The sequence below is a fragment of the Bradyrhizobium sp. WSM4873 genome (assembly GCF_055811355.1).
In genome coordinates, this window is sequence record NZ_JBVVPS010000001.1 from 253,384 (window position 1) to 270,208 (window position 16,825).

14 protein-coding genes are annotated in these 16,825 nt (G+C 64.8%); 10 read left to right on the forward strand and 4 right to left on the reverse strand.

The genetic code is table 11. The features are described from left to right. Positions 1 to 171: 171 nt before the first annotated feature. From AC0L21_RS01230 to AC0L21_RS01245, 4 genes are all read right to left on the reverse strand, one after another. Positions 172 to 3,018 carry a beta strand repeat-containing protein gene (locus AC0L21_RS01230; protein WP_473257170.1) on the reverse strand — a complete coding sequence of 949 codons (2,847 nt, stop codon included), beginning with the start codon at positions 3,016 to 3,018 and terminating at the stop codon, positions 172 to 174. Positions 3,019 to 3,453: 435 nt separating this feature from the next. After that, positions 3,454 to 3,948: a hypothetical protein gene (locus AC0L21_RS01235; RefSeq protein WP_473250758.1), complete on the reverse strand. Its 495-nt coding sequence runs from the start codon at positions 3,946 to 3,948 to the stop codon at positions 3,454 to 3,456. 166 nt (positions 3,949 to 4,114) lie between these two features. Then, on the reverse strand, positions 4,115 to 4,567 hold the full coding sequence (locus tag AC0L21_RS01240) for a DNA polymerase III subunit chi (RefSeq protein WP_007609353.1): 453 nt from the start codon (positions 4,565 to 4,567) through the stop codon (positions 4,115 to 4,117). A gap of 6 nt (positions 4,568 to 4,573) precedes the next feature. Next, positions 4,574 to 6,073 (reverse strand): leucyl aminopeptidase, encoded by a 1,500-nt coding sequence (locus AC0L21_RS01245; protein ID WP_473257173.1) that lies wholly within the window; start codon positions 6,071 to 6,073, stop codon positions 4,574 to 4,576. Between the two features lie 339 nt (positions 6,074 to 6,412). On the opposite strand from AC0L21_RS01245, the gene lptF reads away from it, so the two are divergent. The 10 genes from lptF to AC0L21_RS01295 all read left to right on the forward strand — a co-directional run bounded on the left by lptF (position 6,413) and on the right by AC0L21_RS01295 (position 16,817). After that, positions 6,413 to 7,582 carry an LPS export ABC transporter permease LptF gene (gene lptF / locus AC0L21_RS01250; RefSeq protein WP_007609351.1) on the forward strand — a complete coding sequence of 390 codons (1,170 nt, stop codon included), beginning with the start codon at positions 6,413 to 6,415 and terminating at the stop codon, positions 7,580 to 7,582. Further along, complete coding sequence (gene lptG / locus AC0L21_RS01255; protein WP_027569681.1) at positions 7,579 to 8,676, forward strand: LPS export ABC transporter permease LptG; 1,098 nt, start codon at positions 7,579 to 7,581, stop codon at positions 8,674 to 8,676. Before lptF ends, lptG begins: the two co-directional genes overlap by 4 nt. Beyond that, a complete protein-coding gene (locus AC0L21_RS01260; protein WP_473257176.1) occupies positions 8,676 to 11,165 on the forward strand; it encodes an LPS-assembly protein LptD in 2,490 nt (829 codons plus the stop codon). The genes lptG and AC0L21_RS01260 overlap by 1 nt, the downstream gene beginning before the upstream one ends. A gap of 69 nt (positions 11,166 to 11,234) precedes the next feature. Further along, positions 11,235 to 12,161, forward strand: coding sequence for a peptidylprolyl isomerase (locus AC0L21_RS01265; RefSeq protein WP_473257179.1), 927 nt, complete (start codon positions 11,235 to 11,237; stop codon positions 12,159 to 12,161). After that, a complete protein-coding gene (gene pdxA, locus AC0L21_RS01270; protein ID WP_473257181.1) occupies positions 12,161 to 13,177 on the forward strand; it encodes a 4-hydroxythreonine-4-phosphate dehydrogenase PdxA in 1,017 nt (338 codons plus the stop codon). The genes AC0L21_RS01265 and pdxA overlap by 1 nt, the downstream gene beginning before the upstream one ends. Then, positions 13,174 to 14,034: a 16S rRNA (adenine(1518)-N(6)/adenine(1519)-N(6))-dimethyltransferase RsmA gene (rsmA, locus tag AC0L21_RS01275; RefSeq protein ID WP_473257183.1), complete on the forward strand. Its 861-nt coding sequence runs from the start codon at positions 13,174 to 13,176 to the stop codon at positions 14,032 to 14,034. Before pdxA ends, rsmA begins: the two co-directional genes overlap by 4 nt. A 16-nt stretch (positions 14,035 to 14,050) precedes the next feature. Further along, on the forward strand, positions 14,051 to 15,109 hold the full coding sequence (locus tag AC0L21_RS01280; RefSeq protein WP_473257185.1) for an alcohol dehydrogenase: 1,059 nt from the start codon (positions 14,051 to 14,053) through the stop codon (positions 15,107 to 15,109). Between the two features lie 152 nt (positions 15,110 to 15,261). Then, positions 15,262 to 15,423, forward strand: a complete 162-nt coding sequence (locus tag AC0L21_RS01285) for a Flp family type IVb pilin (protein WP_007609340.1) — start codon at positions 15,262 to 15,264, stop codon at positions 15,421 to 15,423. A 73-nt stretch (positions 15,424 to 15,496) separates the two neighbouring features. Then, positions 15,497 to 15,733, forward strand: a complete 237-nt coding sequence (locus tag AC0L21_RS01290; protein WP_007609339.1) for a hypothetical protein — start codon at positions 15,497 to 15,499, stop codon at positions 15,731 to 15,733. A gap of 367 nt (positions 15,734 to 16,100) precedes the next feature. After that, a complete protein-coding gene (locus AC0L21_RS01295) occupies positions 16,101 to 16,817 on the forward strand; it encodes a Crp/Fnr family transcriptional regulator (RefSeq protein WP_473257187.1) in 717 nt (238 codons plus the stop codon). Positions 16,818 to 16,825: the final 8 nt, after the last annotated feature.

Below are 16,825 nucleotides of genomic sequence, written 5' to 3' on the forward strand. Positions count from 1 at the left end.
GGAGGGGGGTGCCCCACGGGGATTGTTTCCGTCGTTCGGTCGCTATCACCCCATCTTCAACCATCGGCACCTTTTCCTGGGCTACCCCTCTCCCTAACCCTCCCCCACAAGGGGGGAGGGAACGCACCTCCGTCGGGGCGCTAGTGAGGCTCATCCCATCAGGCCTTATTGTCAGGCGTGCTGCGGCGGTGCGAGCACCTGACTCTGCGCCGCGTGCGGATCGGGCAGCGGCATCTCGCCGTTGCCCTCACCTGCCGGGACGAAGCTCGCCGCCATGGCCTGGTTGAGCAGCATCGCGGCCGCGAACGCTCCGCCCTGGATGACGACGTTGTTGCCGGTGCCGCCGTCCAGGATGTCGAGGCCGCCGCCGCCGATCAGCACGTCATCACCGGCACCGCCCGCCAGCGTGTCGTTTCCGGGACTACCGATCAGCACGTCGTCGCCGTTGCCGCCATTGGCAACGAGCTGGATGCCGCCGTGCAAGCCGGAAGCCGTGATGACGTCGTCGCCATCGAGACCGTTGATGACGATCCTGTCGCCCGCGCCGGCATCGGTGATGTTGATGTCCTGGCCAAGCCCCGACACCGTGATGATGCCGTCGTGCTCGGTCACCGTGATGACGTCGTTGCCGCCGGTTGCGTTGATGGTCACGGTATCCGCGGCGCCGTCATTGGCGCCGAGATCGAGGTCGACCTGACTCACGCCGGTGCCGGAGAGGTCGCCGACCGTAATGTTGTCGGCACCGCCGAGGGCATTGAAGTCGACATGTTCGACCCCGTTCAGGTCCATCGCAATGGCGGCAACATCCCGCGTGAACAGCACCCGGCCGCCATTGGCCGAGATGTTGATGGTCTCGCTGATATTGGCGCCGTTGAATGCCAGCGTGTCGGTGCCCTTGCCGCCTTCGACGGTGTCGCTGCCGTCGCCGGGATTCCAGACGAAAGTGTCGTCGCCCGCACCGAGATTGGCGAAATCGTTGCCGCGTCCGCCGTTCACAATGTCATTGCCGGCACTGCCGGTGATGGTGTCGTTGCCGTCGCCGCCGTTGATGTTCAGGCTGAACGACTGTCCCGCCTTGATGGAAGACGCATTGATGACGTCATTGCCTTGTCCGCCGTTGATGCCGAGCACATCACCGGCGTCCGCGTGCGCAATCGTCACCTGCGCAGCAAGGCCGTTGACCACGATCGATCCGCCGGAGGTCACGACCGATATGTTGTCGTCACCGGTCGTGCCGTTCACGGTCACGCGGTCCGCCGCTCCATCGCCGCTCTGGCTGCCGGGGCCGGCACTGAGATCGACGGCAACCTGCGCGATTCCTGTTCCGGTCAGATCGTTGACGGTGATGTTGTCGGCGCCGCCTGCTGCGGCGATCTGCACGTGCTCGACGCCAGCGAGGTCCATGACGATAGCACCGACGTCACGGGTGAGTAGCGCACGGCTTCCGTTCGCCGAGATCGACATGTTCTCGGCCACATTGGCGCCGTTGAACACCAGCGTATCGGTTCCCGTGCCGCCTTCGACAGTGTCGCTGCCGTCACCAGGATTCCACGTGAAGATGTCGTCGCCTGCGCCGAGAAGCGCGACGTCATTGCCGCGGCCGCCGATGACCTTGTCGTTGCCGTCGCCGCCGATCAGGGTATCGGCGCCCTGGCTGCCGGTGATGGTGTCGTTGCCCGCACCGCCGTCGATGGTCAGCCCGATCGCCGCGCCGAGCATAGATGCATCGATCACGTCGTTGCCGCCGAGCGCCTGCACGACCAGCCGGTCGTTGCCGCCCTCTGCATTTGCGATCGTCACGATTTCTTGCAGCCCCGTGACCGTTACCGTTGTGCCCGTGGCTGTGACCTCGATGTGCTGATTGCCGTTGCTGCCGTTGACGGTCACCGTATCAGCTGCGCCGTCGCCTTGCGTCCCTCCCGGAACGGCTCCGAGATCGACCAGCACCTGCTTGACGCCGGTCCCGGTGAGGTCGCCGACGTTGATGTTATCCGCCCCGCCCCGCGCATCGAATTCGATCTGCTCTACGCTGTTGAGATCCATCGTGATGTTGGCGACATCGCGGGTAAAGCGCACCCGGCCGCCATTGGCCGAGATGTCGATGGTCTCGTTGATGTTGGCGCCATTGAAAAGCAGCTTGTCGCTGCCCGATCCGCCTTCGACCGTGTCGCTGCCGTCACCGGGATTCCAGATGAAAGTGTCGTCGCCACTCCCGAGCTGGGCGACGTCGTTGCCGCGTCCGCCATTGACGATGTCGTCCCCGCTGCCGCCGATGATGAGGTCGTTGCCGTCGCCGCCGATGATCCTGTCGTTGCCGGCGCCGCCATCGAGCGTCAGCGAGATCAGGGTGCCGAGCCCGTTGCCCGCGGTGATGACATCGTCGCCGCCGCCACCGTGCACGACCAGATTTTCCGTCGTGCCGATGTCCAGCGAGAACGGCGCCGCGCCCGTCCCGTCGAGCCGCACACGGGTGCCGTTCGCCGTGATCGTGAACGTCTCGGCGGCGTTGCTTCCGTTGACCTGAGCCGTATCGTTGCCCTCACCACCCTCGAACAGGTTGGTGCCGCCGCCGGGATTCCAAATCATGACATCGTCGCCGGCCTCGCCGAACAGCTGGTTGTCGCCGCTGCCGCCGTCGAGGATGTCGTTACCCGCTCCGCCGAACAGCAGATCATTGCCGCCGCCGCCCTTGATCAAATCGTTGCCGGCCTGACCAAACAGGAGGTCGGCTCCCGAGCCGCCCGTGATCCTGTCATTGCCGTCGCCACCGAAGATGTGCACCGCCGGCATCGGGCCGTGGCATTCGTCGACGCTGATCGTGTCGTCACCGCCTTGACCGAAGATGTCGATCGCGGTGGTGTTGTCGACGGTGGGTTCGCCACCAACCGTTTTCACGTGCCCGTTATTGACCAGGATGCGGCCGGACTTGTCGCGACTTATCACGAGGCCGTTATTCGCGCTGTCGCCGAAAATGGTGAGCTGCCCCGTAACCGGGGAAAACACAGAGGTAATGGACATCCAAATGATCCTTCCGACCTAGCCCCTCCCCTCGGTGCGTAGCATTCGCGCACATGACATTCTTGAACCGTTGCTTGAGACGCGCGTGATTATTCTGGAGATTTCCTCCAGTTTTGCTTCGGGGCAGTTTTCGAAAGCGGATGCGAAGGCTCTCTCATCACGAATCGCGTGATCACGGATCACGCGTAACGCCCCCGTGATTTTCAACGCGCGCGGAAGAACGCGGCTCGAGGCAATGAAGGCGCTTTGGCGAAGGTCGGCATCCGCGATGTCGAAACTCGCGAACAAGATCGCCGGCGAGCGCGAACGGAGAGATCACGGTTCACGCCCGCCCATCGCAATCAATGGATGCAAAATCGCTTGAGGTTGGGGGCAAGCATACGCGGCCGATTGCAGCGACAGCTGCAACCAGCATCAGGGCAAAAGGCCAACCCGTTACGCCGCCGACTTCTTCTTCGGCTTCGGCTTGGTCGCCTTCGGCATGACCGGAGCTTCCGGCGTGCCCTCGATCGAGGACAGGCGACCGGCCGTGAAGGTGTAGATGCCGGCGCGCGGACCGGTCGTCCAGGTCACGACCGCAACGCGCCTGCCGGCGGCATCACCGGAGAGGTTGACGCTCGAGGGCGCGCCGATGCCGCGCACCACATCGCATTCGGTGTGGCCGAGCGCGACGGTGCCGCCCATGGGAGCCGGCGCGGTCGTCGACGCATTCGCATCAGCCGGCCCAGGCGGCGGCGCCATACCAGCACAAGCCCCGTCGGCACTGACCAGATCCTCGGCCCCAACCGGCTTGTCGGGGGTCAGCGGCGGCGACTCGATCGAGATGCTTTTGATGAACAGGCGGCTGGGCGTGTTGAACCACTGGGCATCCCTGGACAACAGATCGGTCCCGCCCGAACAGCCCGCGACCAGCGGGGCTACGGCCGCCAACGCAACTATGAGCGAGCTGGGAAGCTTTTGATGTCGCACGATAAACTAAATTCCCCGAGTGAAGGATCGGCCCTAAGCAATTGTACCAACACCACTTTGCGGCACGAAGGTGACAAAAGCCATCATCCCCCGAAAAGTGCAAATTATCATTAATTGCGAGCGACCGCTAACTCCGCTTCTGCCATCGGCCCCGCTCGTCGGCCTGCCAATAGGTGACATCAAATCCCCGCGCCTTGCAATCCGTCCAGGCGCTCCGGGCAAACGCAAGCGCGTCCGGATCGTCCCCGTCGAACAGCAGCACCATGCGCTCATAGCCCTGGGCGTCCTGCGGCAGCGCAGCGTTGTCGACGAGGAAGCGGACATTGGCACCGTTCGGATTGTCCTCCTCGACCGCAAGCACGATCGGCTGATCGGCGGCGTCGCTCACCCGCCATGTCGCGTGGGGCAGGAAGGAATCGTCGCGATAGGTCCACAAATGGGCGTCGAGCGCATCGGCGCGCTCCGGCGAAGTCGACTGCACCACGACGCGCCAGCCGCGCTCGAGCGATTTCTCGAGAAGCGGCGGCAACACGTTCTCCACCGTCATGTTTTGCAGATGGTAGAACAGGACTTCAGTCATCTCGGGTCATTTGCGTTCGTAATGGTCGGCGACCAGACGGTCGAGCAAGCGAACGCCATAGCCGCTTCCCCAGCTCTGGTTGATGTCGGTCTTCGGCGCCCCCATGGCGGTGCCGGCGATGTCGAGATGCGCCCAGGGCGTGCCGTCCACGAAGCGCTGGAGGAACTGCGCCGCGGTGATCGAGCCGCCATGGCGGCCGCCGGTGTTCTTCATGTCGGCGAACTGGGAATCGATCAGCTTGTCGTATTCAGGGCCAAGCGGCAGGCGCCAGACCTTCTCGCCGCTTTCGATGCCGGCCGCCAGCAACCGCTCGGCAAGTTCGTCATTGTTTGAGAACATGCCGGCATGCTCGGTGCCGAGCGCGACCACGATGGCGCCGGTCAACGTCGCCAGATCCACCATGAATTTCGGCTTGGCCTTCTTGGCGACGTACCAGAGCACATCGGCAAGCACCAGGCGGCCTTCCGCGTCGGTGTTGATGATCTCGATGGTCTGGCCCGACATCGAGGTGACGATGTCGCCGGGGCGCTGCGCGTTGCCGTCCGGCATGTTCTCGACGAGGCCGATGGCACCGACGGCGTTGACCTTGGCCTTGCGTGCTGCGAGCGCATGCATCAGGCCGACGACGCAGGCCGCGCCTCCCATGTCGCCCTTCATGTCCTCCATGCTGCCGGCCGGCTTGATCGAAATGCCGCCGGTGTCGAAGCAGACGCCCTTGCCGACGAAGGCAACCGGCGCCTCACCTTTCTTGCCGCCGTCCCAACGCATGATCACGGTGCGGCTCGGCCGCGCCGAGCCCTGGCCGACGCCTAGCAGCGCGCCCATGCCGAGCTTGTCCATCGCCTTGACGTCGAGCACCTCGATCTTGACGCCGAGTTTGCGGAGCAGGCCTGCGCGGCGCGCGAACTCCTCGGGAAAAAGCACGTTCGGCGGCTCGTTGACGAGGTCGCGCGCAATGATCACGCCGTCGACGATCGCAGCGGCCGATGCAAACGCCTTCTTCGCGGCCACGACATCGCCGACAGCAAACGAGACGTCGGCGCGCGAGCCGCCCTCCTCGCCGTCCTTCTTCTTGGTCTTGTAGCGGTCGAACTTGTAGGTGCGCAGCCGCAGGCCCGAGGCGATCGCGACCGCCTGCTCGCTGGTCATGGCGCCATTGGGCAGTTCCGCCATGATGGTCATGGCCGCCGCGCCGGCCGGAAGCTTGCTCGCCGCCACGCCGCCGAATTTGAGGAAGTCGTTAGCCTTCAGGCCGGCCGCCTTGCCGGCGCCGATCACGATCAGGCGGGTGGCCTTCACGCCCTCCGGCGCAAGGATGTCGAGCGCAGCGCGGCTCTTGCCCTTGAAGGCGGCGGCGGTGGCCGCCCGCTTCACGAGTTCGGTGGCCCCACCGAGCGCCTTGGCGGTCGCCGGGCCGAGCTTCAGAGCGTCGTCGCAGAACACGACCATGATGCCACGGACGGCGGCAGACAAGGGAACGAAGCCGACCTTGATGGCATCGGACATGAGTAACTCCTCAAAAAGACAGGGCTTTTTACCGATCGGCGGCCCCGGCCACCGGCCGGAGCTGAACGGCGATTCACTGAGCGTGCCGCACTATGGGCCACCGGCCCGGCAGATGCCAAGCACCCCCGTGGCCGAGGGGCCACAACGAGAGAAATATTAACCATATATTGAGGGTGCCACGGGGCAGCCATTTTGTTGACGGATCAAAGGGATGGTACTGAGAGAGTAAGCCGGCGGATGAGATGGTTGGCCGACCTTGGGGGTCCCCTTGCGGGGATTGGTTGGACAGCCGGAATTCCGGCCGGCATTGGGGACTTGGTGGGATTCGTGCGGTAGCGCATGGGGTCAATCGATAGGTATATCTTCCGCACGACGCTCGCGTCGTTTGCGCTGGTCCTGGTCAGCCTCACGGGCGTGATCTGGATTACGCAGGCGTTGCGCGGCATCGACCTGATGACGAGCCAGGGTCAGACCATCCTGACCTTCCTCGGCATCACCAGCCTCGTCGTGCCCGCGCTGGTCCTGATCATCTCGCCGATCGCGCTGATGATCGCGATCTCGCATACGCTGAACAAGCTCGCGACCGACTCCGAGATCATCGTGATGAATGCCGCCGGCTTCTCGCCGTTCCGGCTGTTCTATCCGTTCTTCTACGCCACCTGCGTCGTGGCGCTGCTGGTCGCCTTCATCGCGGCCTATCTCGCTCCAGACGGCATGCGGCGGATCAAGCAGTGGGACGCGGAGATCACCGCCGACGTGCTCACCAACATCCTGCAGCCCGGCCGCTTCGCCCAGCTCGACAAGAACCTGACGATCCGGATTCGCGAACGCCAGCCCGGCGGCATCCTCGCCGGCATCTTCATCGACGACCGCCGCGATCCGAACGAGCGGGTCTCGATCGTCGCCGAGCATGGCGAAGTCGTGAAGAACGACAACGGATCGTTCCTGGTGCTGGAGACCGGCAATCTCCAGCGCTTCGAGGCTGGCAAGCGCGATCCCGCGCTGGTGGCGTTCGGCCGCTACGGCTTCGACATGTCGAAGTTCTCGGGCCAGGGCCGCGACGTCACCCTCGGAATCCGCGAGCGTTATCTCTGGGAGCTGCTCTCGCCGTCCGAGGACGATCCCGTCTACAAGCAGATTCCCGGCCAGTTCCGCTCGGCCCTGCATGACAGCCTGCTGGCGCCGATCTATCCCTTCGCCTTTGCCGTGCTGACCTTCGCGTTTCTGGGGGCGCCTCGCACCACGCGCCAGAGCCGCAACTTCTCGATCGGCTCATCGATTCTCGCCGTGTTCGGCCTGCGCATGGCCGGCTTTGCCTGCTCGGTGATGGCGGTGAAATCGCCGGGCGCGGTGCTGGTCCAATATGCGATGGTCATTGGTGCCATCGGCATCGGGCTGGCGATCATCATTGGCGGCCTCGTGGTCGAACCGCCGCCGCGCCTCATGGAGGCCATCAACAGGTCGAACGCACGCATCGCGCGGCTGTTCGGACGGCCGGCCACCGCATGAGCATGCTCACCAACACACTCGGGCGCTATTTCGCCGGCCGTTTCGTGGTCGCGGCGCTCGGCGTGTTCGCCAGCATTTTCCTGCTGCTGGTGCTGGTCGATTACATCGAGATGGTGCGCAAGACCTCAGGGCTCGCATCCGCCTCCGCGGTCATGGTGGCCGAGACCTCGCTGTTCCGGGTGCCGCAGCTCCTGGAGAAGCTGACGCCGTTCTGCATGCTGATCGGCGCCATGACCTGCTATCTCGCCCTCTCCCGCCGGCTCGAACTCGTGGTCGCGCGCGCCGCCGGCGTCTCCGCATGGCAATTCATCTCGCCGGCGCTGGGCAGCGCGCTGCTGATCGGCGTGATCGCCACCGTCGCCTACAATCCGATGTCGGCCAATCTGCGCGAGCTGTCCAAGCGCATGGAAGCCGAGCTGTTCGGCTCGGCGCCCGGCGGCGGAATTCAGGACGCCTCCGGCTTCTGGCTCAATCAGGTCACCAATGACGGCCAGACCATCATCAACGCGGCGCGGAGCGAACAGCAGGGCGTCCGGCTCACGGGGCTCACGCTGTTCCGGTTTGACACAGAGCAGCACTTCAAGGAACGAGTCGAGGCGCGCGAGGCGACGCTCGAGGCCGGCCGTTGGCTGTTCAAGGGCGTTCGCCGCTTCTCGCTGGATTCGCCGCCGGTCGATCAGGCCAGCCTGGAGATTCCGACGACGCTGACCGAGGCGCAGGTCCGCAACAGTTTTTCCACACCCGAGACTGTGTCCTTTTGGCAACTACCGAGCTACATCCGCTCGTCCGAAAGCTCGGGCTTCGCGACAGCCGGATACCGACTCCAGTATCAGAAGCTTCTGGCACAGCCGTTTTTGCTTGCGGCCATGGTGATGCTCGCGGCCTCCGTGTCGTTGCGATTCTTCCGGATGGGCGGCGTGCAGAAGATGGTTTTGAGTGGCGTGGGCGCAGGCTTTCTGCTCTACGTTCTGTCGAAAGTGACTGAAGATTTGAGCAAGGCTGAGTTGATGCATCCGATCGCTGCGGCGTGGTTGCCCGTGGTGGTGGGCGGCCTCACCGGCTTTTTGGCCTTGCTGTATCAGGAGGACGGATAGTGACGGCCGTCCACCGAGGGCCCGTGTCTCGTTTGACGCGGCGCACATTGGTGCGCGCGAACGGGTGTGGCTTGTCCGTTCGCAGGTTCCTGCTTGCTGTCGCCGCCGTGGCATCGCTCGGCGGCCTGATGGACGTCGCCGCCGTGGCGCCGGCCTCCGCCCAGAGCTTCACCTACAATCCGTTGCCGCCGCGTGCGAAGCCACCGAAGGCCGTCAACGACAACCAGATGCTGGTTCAGGCGACCGAGGTCGACTACGACTACAACAATTCGCGCGTCTCCGCGGTCGGTAACGTCCAGCTGTTCTACAACGGCACCAGCGTCGAAGCCGACAAGGTCATCTACGACCAGAAGACCAAGCGGCTCCATGCCGAAGGCAACATCCGCATGACGGATGCCGACGGCAAGATCACCTATGCGGAGATCCTGGACCTTTCCGACGACTACCGTGACGGTTTCGTCGATTCGCTGCGCGTCGACACGGCCGACCAGACCCGCATGGCGGCGAGCCGCTCCGATCGCTCCAGCGGCAACTACACGGTGTTCGAGAACGGCGTCTACACGGCCTGCGCGCCGTGCAAGGACGATCCGAAGAAGCCGCCGCTATGGCAGGTCAAGGGTGCGCGCATCATCCACGACCAGCAGGAGAAGATGCTGTATTTCGAGACAGCGCAGCTCGAGTTCTTCGGCGTGCCGATCGCCTATATGCCCTATTTCTCGACGCCCGACCCGACGGTGAAGCGCAAGACCGGCTTCCTGATGCCGGGCTTCACGTCGAATACGCCGTTCGGCTACGGCGTCGAGGTTCCGTTCTACTGGGCGATCGCGCCCGACATGGACGCGACCTTCAACCCGCGCATCACGTCCAAGCAGGGCGTGCTGTTCCAGGCCGAATTCCGCCAGCGCCTGATGGACGGCGCCTATCAGATCCGCGTCTACGGCATCGACCAGCTCGATCGGAGCGCGCTCGCCGGCCAGCCTGGCGACAAGCAGTTCCGCGGCGCCGTCGACACCAAGGGTCAGTTCGCGCTGAACGACAAATGGGTCTGGGGTTGGGACGGCGTCCTGATGTCCGACTACTATTTCTTCTCGGACTATCGGTTGTCGCAATATCGCGATCCGCTGGGCTCGTTCCTGTATCTGCCGACGGATGCACTCTCGCAACTTTACCTGACCGGTGTCGGCAATCGCAGCTTCTTCGACGCGCGCACGATGTACTGGCTGAGTTACTCGGGCAACCAGAGCCAGGTGCCGGTTGTCTACCCCGTGATCGACTATTCGAACGTGCTGAACTATCCGGTCTTCGGCGGCGAGTTCAGCTACAAGACCAATTTCGTGAACCTGTCGCGTGACACCGCGGTGTTCGACCCGATCACGACGCTCGCCAACACCAATAGCCTGTGCACGACGGCGTCGGCCGATCCGCTCGCGCGCACGCCGTCGCAGTGCCTGCTGCGCGGCTTCCCGGGCACCTACACCCGCCTGACGGCCGAAGCGCAGTGGCGCAAGTCCTTCACCGATCCGTTCGGTGAAATCTGGACCCCGTTCGCCATTCTCCGCGCCGATGCGATCAACTCCTCGGTCTCCAACCAGCCGGGCGTGTCGAACTATCTTCCTGTCGGCGACACCCAGGCGTTCCGCCTGATGCCGACCGTGGGCCTCGAATACCGCTACCCCTTCATCAACGTTCAGCCCTGGGGTTCGACCACCATCGAGCCGATCGCGCAGATCATCATTCGGCCGAACGAGACCTATGCCGGCAAGCTCCCGAACGAGGACGCCCAGAGCATGGTGTTCGACGCCTCGAACCTGTTCAGCGTCGACAAGTTCTCCGGCTACGACCGCGTCGAGGGCGGCGGCCGCGCCAATGTCGGCGTGCAGTCCACCACACAGTTCGACAAGGGTGGCGCCGTCAAGGTGCTGTTCGGCCAGTCCTACCAGCTGTTCGGCATGAACTCCTTCGCGGTCCAGGACTCCATCAACACCGGCGTGGATTCCGGCCTGCAAAGGCCGCGCTCCGACTATGTGGCGAGCGCCGCCTATTCGCCCAACAGCACCTATACGTTCAGCGTTCGCTCGCGCATGGACGAGCAGACCTGGAATATCCAGCGCTTCGAGGCGGAAGGCCGCGCCAACTTCAACCGCTGGTCCGTCAGCATGCTGTACGGCAATTACGCGGCGCAGCCGGAACTCGGCTATCTGACCCGCCGCGAGGGCATCCTGACGTCGGGCTCGATCAAGGTCGCGGCCAATTGGGTGGTCACGGGCTCGGCGCGCTGGGACCTGGAGGCCAACAAGATCAACCAGTATGTGCTCGGTGCCGGCTACGTCGACGATTGTTTTGTGCTCGGCTTGAACTATGTAACTGGGTATAGCTATTCCGCAGGCTCGGCGCCGCCCGTGCTGAATCATGCGATCATGTTCCAGATCGGCCTGCGCACGCTGGCGAACACAGCGACCACCAGCAGTTCCGGCGGCGGACTCCAGTGAACGGTTTGAAAGTGCCGGCCGCGTGTTCCCGATCGCAGGTTCACCGCGGCTGACATGCGAGCGACAAATATGACGATCCCATTGCCTGTCTTCCGCCTCTTCCTCGTCCTCACCGCCCTGCTCCTGGTCGGCACGCCGTCGCGTGCGCAGAACATCGTCGTGATGGTCAACGGCGATCCCATCACCGACTTCGACATCGAGCAGCGCTCCAAGCTCGACCAGCTGACGACGCAGAAGACACCGGCCCGTCAGGAGGTCATCAACGAGCTGATCGACGACCGGGTGAAGATGAAGGAAGGCAAGAAATACGGTGTCGACCCCGGCGTCTCCGACATCAACCAGTCCTACGAGGGCATGGCGCAGCGCATGCGCATCTCGCCGGACCAGCTCACCAAGTCGCTCGAGGTCAAGGGCGTCCGCCCCGAAACCCTGAAGAGCCGCATGAAGGCCGAGATGGTCTGGACCAGCCTTGTGCGCGGCCGCTTCAAGGAGAAGCTGTTGGTCGGTGAGAAGGACGTCGCGCAGGCCGTGCAGGCCCAGACCGGCGACAAGCTGCAGATCGAGGGCACCGAATACAAGATGCAGCCGATCGTGCTGATCGTGCCGCGCGGCTCGTCGCAGGCGTTCCTGGAGACGCGGCATAAGGAAGCCGAGCAATATCGCGCGCGTGTCGGAAGCTGCGAAGAAGCCAATTCGTTGTTCCGCTCGACGCCGAACGCCACCATACGCGACACCGTCACCAAGACCACCGCGGAATTGCCCGAGGCGCTGCGCAAGGTCCTCGACGACACGCCGATCGGCCACCTGACCGCGCCCGAGATGACCAAGGCCGGCATCGAGATGGTGGTGCTGTGTTCGCGCAAGCCGACCATGATCGACACGCCGAAGAAGCGCGAGGTCCGCGAGAAGATGTATCAGGAGAAGTACGAGAAGACCCAGAAGACCTATCTCGAGGAGCTCCGCAAGGCGGCGATGATCGAGTATCGCAACCGCTGATGGCCCAGCAGCCTGCCAAGCCCCTCGCCCTGACGCTGGGAGAGCCTGCCGGCATCGGCCCCGACATCACCATCGCAGCCTGGCTGAAGCGCCGCGAACTGGACCTGCCCGCCTTCTATCTGCTCGGCGATGAGGCGCTGATCGCCCGCCGCGTCAAGGCGCTCGGCGCCGACGTCACGATCGCCTCCGTGAGCGCCGGCGAGGCCGAGGCCGCCTTCCCCGAGGCTCTGCCCGTGGTTGCGACCGGCGAGCCCGCGAGCGCCGAGCCCGGCAAGCCCGACGCATCGAGCGCGCCGGCCGCCCTCGCCTCGATCCGCCAGGCGGTCACTGATGTCCGCGAGGGCCGCGCCGGCGCCGTCGTCACTAATCCGATCGCCAAGAGCGTGCTCTATCGCGCCGGCTTCCGCCATCCCGGCCATACCGAATTCCTCGCCGAGCTCGCCGCGGAGGACGGCCGCGTGCCGCAGCCGGTGATGATGCTGTGGTCGCCGCGGCTCGCCGTGGTGCCCGTGACCATCCATGTCTCCTTGCGCGATGCGCTGGCCCAGCTCACCAGCGAGCTGATCGTCTCGACCGTGCGCATCGTGGCGACCGAACTCCAATCCCGCCTCGGCATCGCCAATCCGCGCATCGCGATTTCCGGCCTCAATCCGCATGCGGGCGAGGACGGCTCGCTCGGCCACGAGGAGCAGACCGTGATCGCGCCGGCGATCAAGACGTTGCGCAACGACGGCATCGAGGCGAAGGGACCGCTCCCCGCCGACACAATGTTCCACAAAGCCGCGCGAAACAGCTATGACTGCGCCGTCTGCATGTACCACGACCAGGCGCTGATCCCGATCAAGACGGTGGCCTTCGACGACGCGGTCAACGTCACGCTCGGGCTGCCCTTCATCCGCACCTCGCCCGACCACGGCACCGCCTTCGACATCGCCGGCACCGGCAAGGCCAATCCGGCGAGCCTGATCGCCGCGTTGAAGCTTGCGAGCCGGATGGCGGCTACGAAAACCCGATGAGTGCGATCGACGACCTCCCGCCGCTTCGCGAGGTCATTCGCCAGCACGCTTTGTCGGCCCGCAAATCGCTCGGCCAGAACTTCCTCCTCGACCTCAATCTCACGGCGCGCATCGCGCGTGCGGCGGCTCCGCTCGAGGACTCCACCATCATCGAGATCGGCCCCGGTCCGGGCGGGTTGACGCGCGCCTTGCTCGCGCTCGGCGCCAGACGCGTCATCGCCATCGAGCATGACGAGCGCGCCATCCCCGCCTTGCAGGATATTTCCGCGCGCTATCCCGGCCGTCTCGAGATCGTGCATGGCGACGCCATGACCTTCGACCCGCGCCCGCTGCTGTCGGGCGAACGAGCAAAAATCGTCGCCAACCTGCCCTACAATATCGCGACCCACCTCCTTGTCGGCTGGCTCACCACCGAACCCTGGCCGCCCTGGTACGACATGATGGTCCTGATGTTCCAGCGCGAGGTCGGCGAGCGCATCGTGGCGCGCGAGGACGAGGAGGCCTTCGGCCGGCTCGGCGTGCTCGCCAACTGGCGCTGCGAGACCAAGATCCTGTTCGACATCGCGCCGTCCGCCTTCGTGCCGCCGCCGAAGGTTACGTCTTCCGTTGTGCGACTGATCCCGCGCGAAAACCCTCTCGCCTGCGATCGCAAGCTGCTCGAACAGGTCGCCGCCGCCGCCTTCGGCCAGCGCCGGAAGATGCTGCGGCAAAGCCTGAAGTCGCTGGGCGCCGATCCCGCGCGGCTCGCCGCAGCTGCGGGCGTCGATGCGACGCGGCGCGCCGAGACCGTTCCGATTTCCGGCTTTGTTGCCATGGCCCGTGAATTGGCCAATATACGCAGCGAAACAGAGAGATAATTTCGGAGGAAGAAATATGGCGTTGATGCGTCGGCAGTCCCTCGTCAAGTTCGATGCGCCGCTGTGCGAGACCATCGTCGACACGCCGAAGCCGCAAGGACGCGAGGTGCTGGTGCGGATCGAGCGCTGCGGCCTCTGCCACTCCGATCTGCACATCCAGGACGGCTACGCCGATCTCGGCGGCGGCAAGAAGCTCGATACTACGCGCGGCATGACGCTGCCCTTCACGCTCGGCCACGAGATCGCAGGCGTGGTCGACGAAGTCGGCCCCGACGTGTTCGCCGGTCTCGTCGGCAGCAAGAAGGCGGTGTTTCCGTGGATCGGTTGCGGCCAGTGTCGCGACTGCGCCAATGGCGATGAGAACCTCTGCGCCAGGCAGCGCTTTCTCGGCGTCTCCATCGACGGCGGCTTCGCCACCCACGTGCTGGTGCCCGACGCGAAATATCTGCTCGACTACGATCCCCTGCCCGTCAACCAGGCCGCGACGCTGATGTGCTCCGGCGTCACCGCCTATGGCGCGCTCAAGCGCCTGGTCGACCGGCCGCGCCAGCGCAACCTCCTGCTGATCGGTCTCGGCGGCGTTGGCATGATGGGCCTCTCCTTCGCGGCGGCCATGTTCAAGCAGCCGATCACGGTCGCCGATCTCAGCGGTGCGGCGCGCGAGACCGCGCTCAAGAACGGCGCGGCTGTGGCCTACGATCCGGCCGAGCCCGACGTGATCAAGCGCATCCTCAAGGAAACTGATGGCGGCTTCGACGAGATCGTCGATTTCGCGGGCAACGAGAAGTCCATGGCTTTCGCGGTCGCTGTCGCCGCGCGCGGCGGCAAGATCGTGGTCTCCGGCCTGATGGGCGGCCAGTTCACGTTGCCGATGGTGCAATGGGTCTACAAGCGCATGACCATCGAGGGCTTCATGGTCGGCACGCTCACCGAGGCTCACGAGCTGATGGCGCTCGCCCGAGCCGGCAAGATCAAGCCGACGCCGATGCGCGAGGAGCCGATGGGCGACGTCCAGACATGGATCGACGAGCTTCGCGCCGGCAAGGTCGTCGGCCGCATCGTGCTCAAGAACTAGAATGCGCGAGCAGAACGAGGCGGCGGGCTCGGTATCTCTCCGCCGGCTGCGATTAACGCGAAATTGACGCAAGCCGGTGTTCCAAATTGGGGAACCCGCTCTGTGCGGATTATGGTCCTCGCCGGTTCTCTTTTTGGAATCCCGACAAGACCATGCAGACCATTCGCCGCTTCCTCGCCGACGAGTCCGGCGCCACAGCGATCGAGTACGGCCTGATCGCCGCAGGCATCGCGCTCGCGATCATCGCCGTCGTCAACAATCTCGGCGCGACGCTGAACAAGAAGTTCACATCGATCAGCAGCTCGCTGAAGTAACGCGGGCACGCGCGCTAATTCACGGCATTCGTCTGTCGCGCGGAACGGCAACGGCCGCGCCGCGTTGGCAGCCATGTCCATTCGCTGCACCGTCGAGAACGCATTCTTCATCGCCTGGAGCTTCCTGGAGCAGAGCGGAGAGCTCGGCTCTCCGGACGAGACGGCGAACGTCCTGCTCGACGCCATTGAGGCCCAGCTCAGGACCGGTGAACGCCGGCAACTGATGCTCGCCAACAGGGCGATCGATGCCTATCGCGCCCACGCGGAGAAAAGCCGGCCCGCGCACGATTGCGAAGCACGCTTCGGGTAATGAACTTCGGGTGATGAACATCCTGGCCGCCCTCGCGCTCGCCGGCCCGGCGGCATTTGAGATATGGGCCGGCGGTCCGTCGGGCAGAGTGCACGGGCTGCGGCGCTCCGCGACGAGGATGCTACGCCGGTCCGCGCCCCTGCTGTGTGCACTCCTGCACAGAGCTCGTAAGGTTGAAGGCCGCTCGTTTCGGCTGCGCCATTTGCCTCGCGGGCCATGCGCCTCGGCAAAACTTTCCGGAATTCCGCAAGCCGGAGGCCACTTTTTCAACGGCTGAGAAACGCCTTGTGTGCACTTTGGAACCGTCGGCTCCGTCACGGAAACGTAGGGTTCTGGCCGGTGCCGATTCCCGGCCAGAGCAAGACATGTGACCGGTCGGCCCCAGAACGATCTTCTCCAGCAGCTCAGCCACTCCGATTTCGAACTGCTCGCGCCGCATCTCCAGCCGCTCGAACTCGAGGCGGGCCACATCCTGTATCACGCCGGCGACGAGGTCGCGGCGGTGCATTTTCCCTGCCGCTCCACGCTCGTGTCGTTCGCCGTGCCGGTCGAGGACGATCGCGAGGTCGAAAGCCTGCTCGTCGGGCGCGAGGGCGCGGTGGGCATTGCCGCCGGCCGCAGCGCCTCGCTGGCCTATTCGCGCATCGTCGTGAAGCTGGGCGGCACCCTGATGCGGCTGCCGCTACGGGGGCTCGAGCAGGCCCAGCAGAGGTCGGTCACGCTCCAGCAGGTCTTCTCGCGCTACGCCGACTGCCGGCTCGCACAGCTGCTCCAGACCGCGGCCTGCAACGCCGCACATTCGATCGAGCAGCGCGCCGCCAAGTGGATCATCTCCGCGCAGGAGCATGTCGGCGGCCCCGAGGTCCCCCTCACCCACGAGCAGCTCGCCGGCATGCTCGGCGTCTCCCGCAGCTATGCCAGCCGCGTCATCCAGATGTTCAAGGCCAGACGGATCCTCGCGACACGCCGTGGCGCCATCCTGATCCTGGATGCGCCGGCGCTCGAATCGAGAGCCTGCTCCTGCAACGACTGGGTGAAGAAGCATTTTGACGAGGTGATGGGACGCACGGCCGCGGACGGTTAGCTTTAAGG

What these genes read in the sequence shown, in the direction of transcription:
- AC0L21_RS01230 (WP_473257170.1), bottom strand. Translation starts at nt 3,018, where the DNA reads ATGTCCATTACCTCTGTGTTTTCCCCGGTTACGGGGCAGCTCACCATT.
- AC0L21_RS01240 (WP_007609353.1), bottom strand. Translation starts at nt 4,567, where the DNA reads ATGACTGAAGTCCTGTTCTACCATCTGCAAAACATGACGGTGGAGAAC.
- AC0L21_RS01245 (WP_473257173.1), bottom strand. Translation starts at nt 6,073, where the DNA reads ATGTCCGATGCCATCAAGGTCGGCTTCGTTCCCTTGTCTGCCGCCGTC.
- lptF (WP_007609351.1), top strand. Translation starts at nt 6,413, where the DNA reads ATGGGGTCAATCGATAGGTATATCTTCCGCACGACGCTCGCGTCGTTT.
- lptG (WP_027569681.1), top strand. Translation starts at nt 7,579, where the DNA reads ATGAGCATGCTCACCAACACACTCGGGCGCTATTTCGCCGGCCGTTTC.
- AC0L21_RS01265 (WP_473257179.1), top strand. Translation starts at nt 11,235, where the DNA reads ATGACGATCCCATTGCCTGTCTTCCGCCTCTTCCTCGTCCTCACCGCC.
- pdxA (WP_473257181.1), top strand. Translation starts at nt 12,161, where the DNA reads ATGGCCCAGCAGCCTGCCAAGCCCCTCGCCCTGACGCTGGGAGAGCCT.
- rsmA (WP_473257183.1), top strand. Translation starts at nt 13,174, where the DNA reads ATGAGTGCGATCGACGACCTCCCGCCGCTTCGCGAGGTCATTCGCCAG.
- AC0L21_RS01280 (WP_473257185.1), top strand. Translation starts at nt 14,051, where the DNA reads ATGGCGTTGATGCGTCGGCAGTCCCTCGTCAAGTTCGATGCGCCGCTG.
- AC0L21_RS01285 (WP_007609340.1), top strand. Translation starts at nt 15,262, where the DNA reads ATGCAGACCATTCGCCGCTTCCTCGCCGACGAGTCCGGCGCCACAGCG.
- AC0L21_RS01290 (WP_007609339.1), top strand. Translation starts at nt 15,497, where the DNA reads ATGTCCATTCGCTGCACCGTCGAGAACGCATTCTTCATCGCCTGGAGC.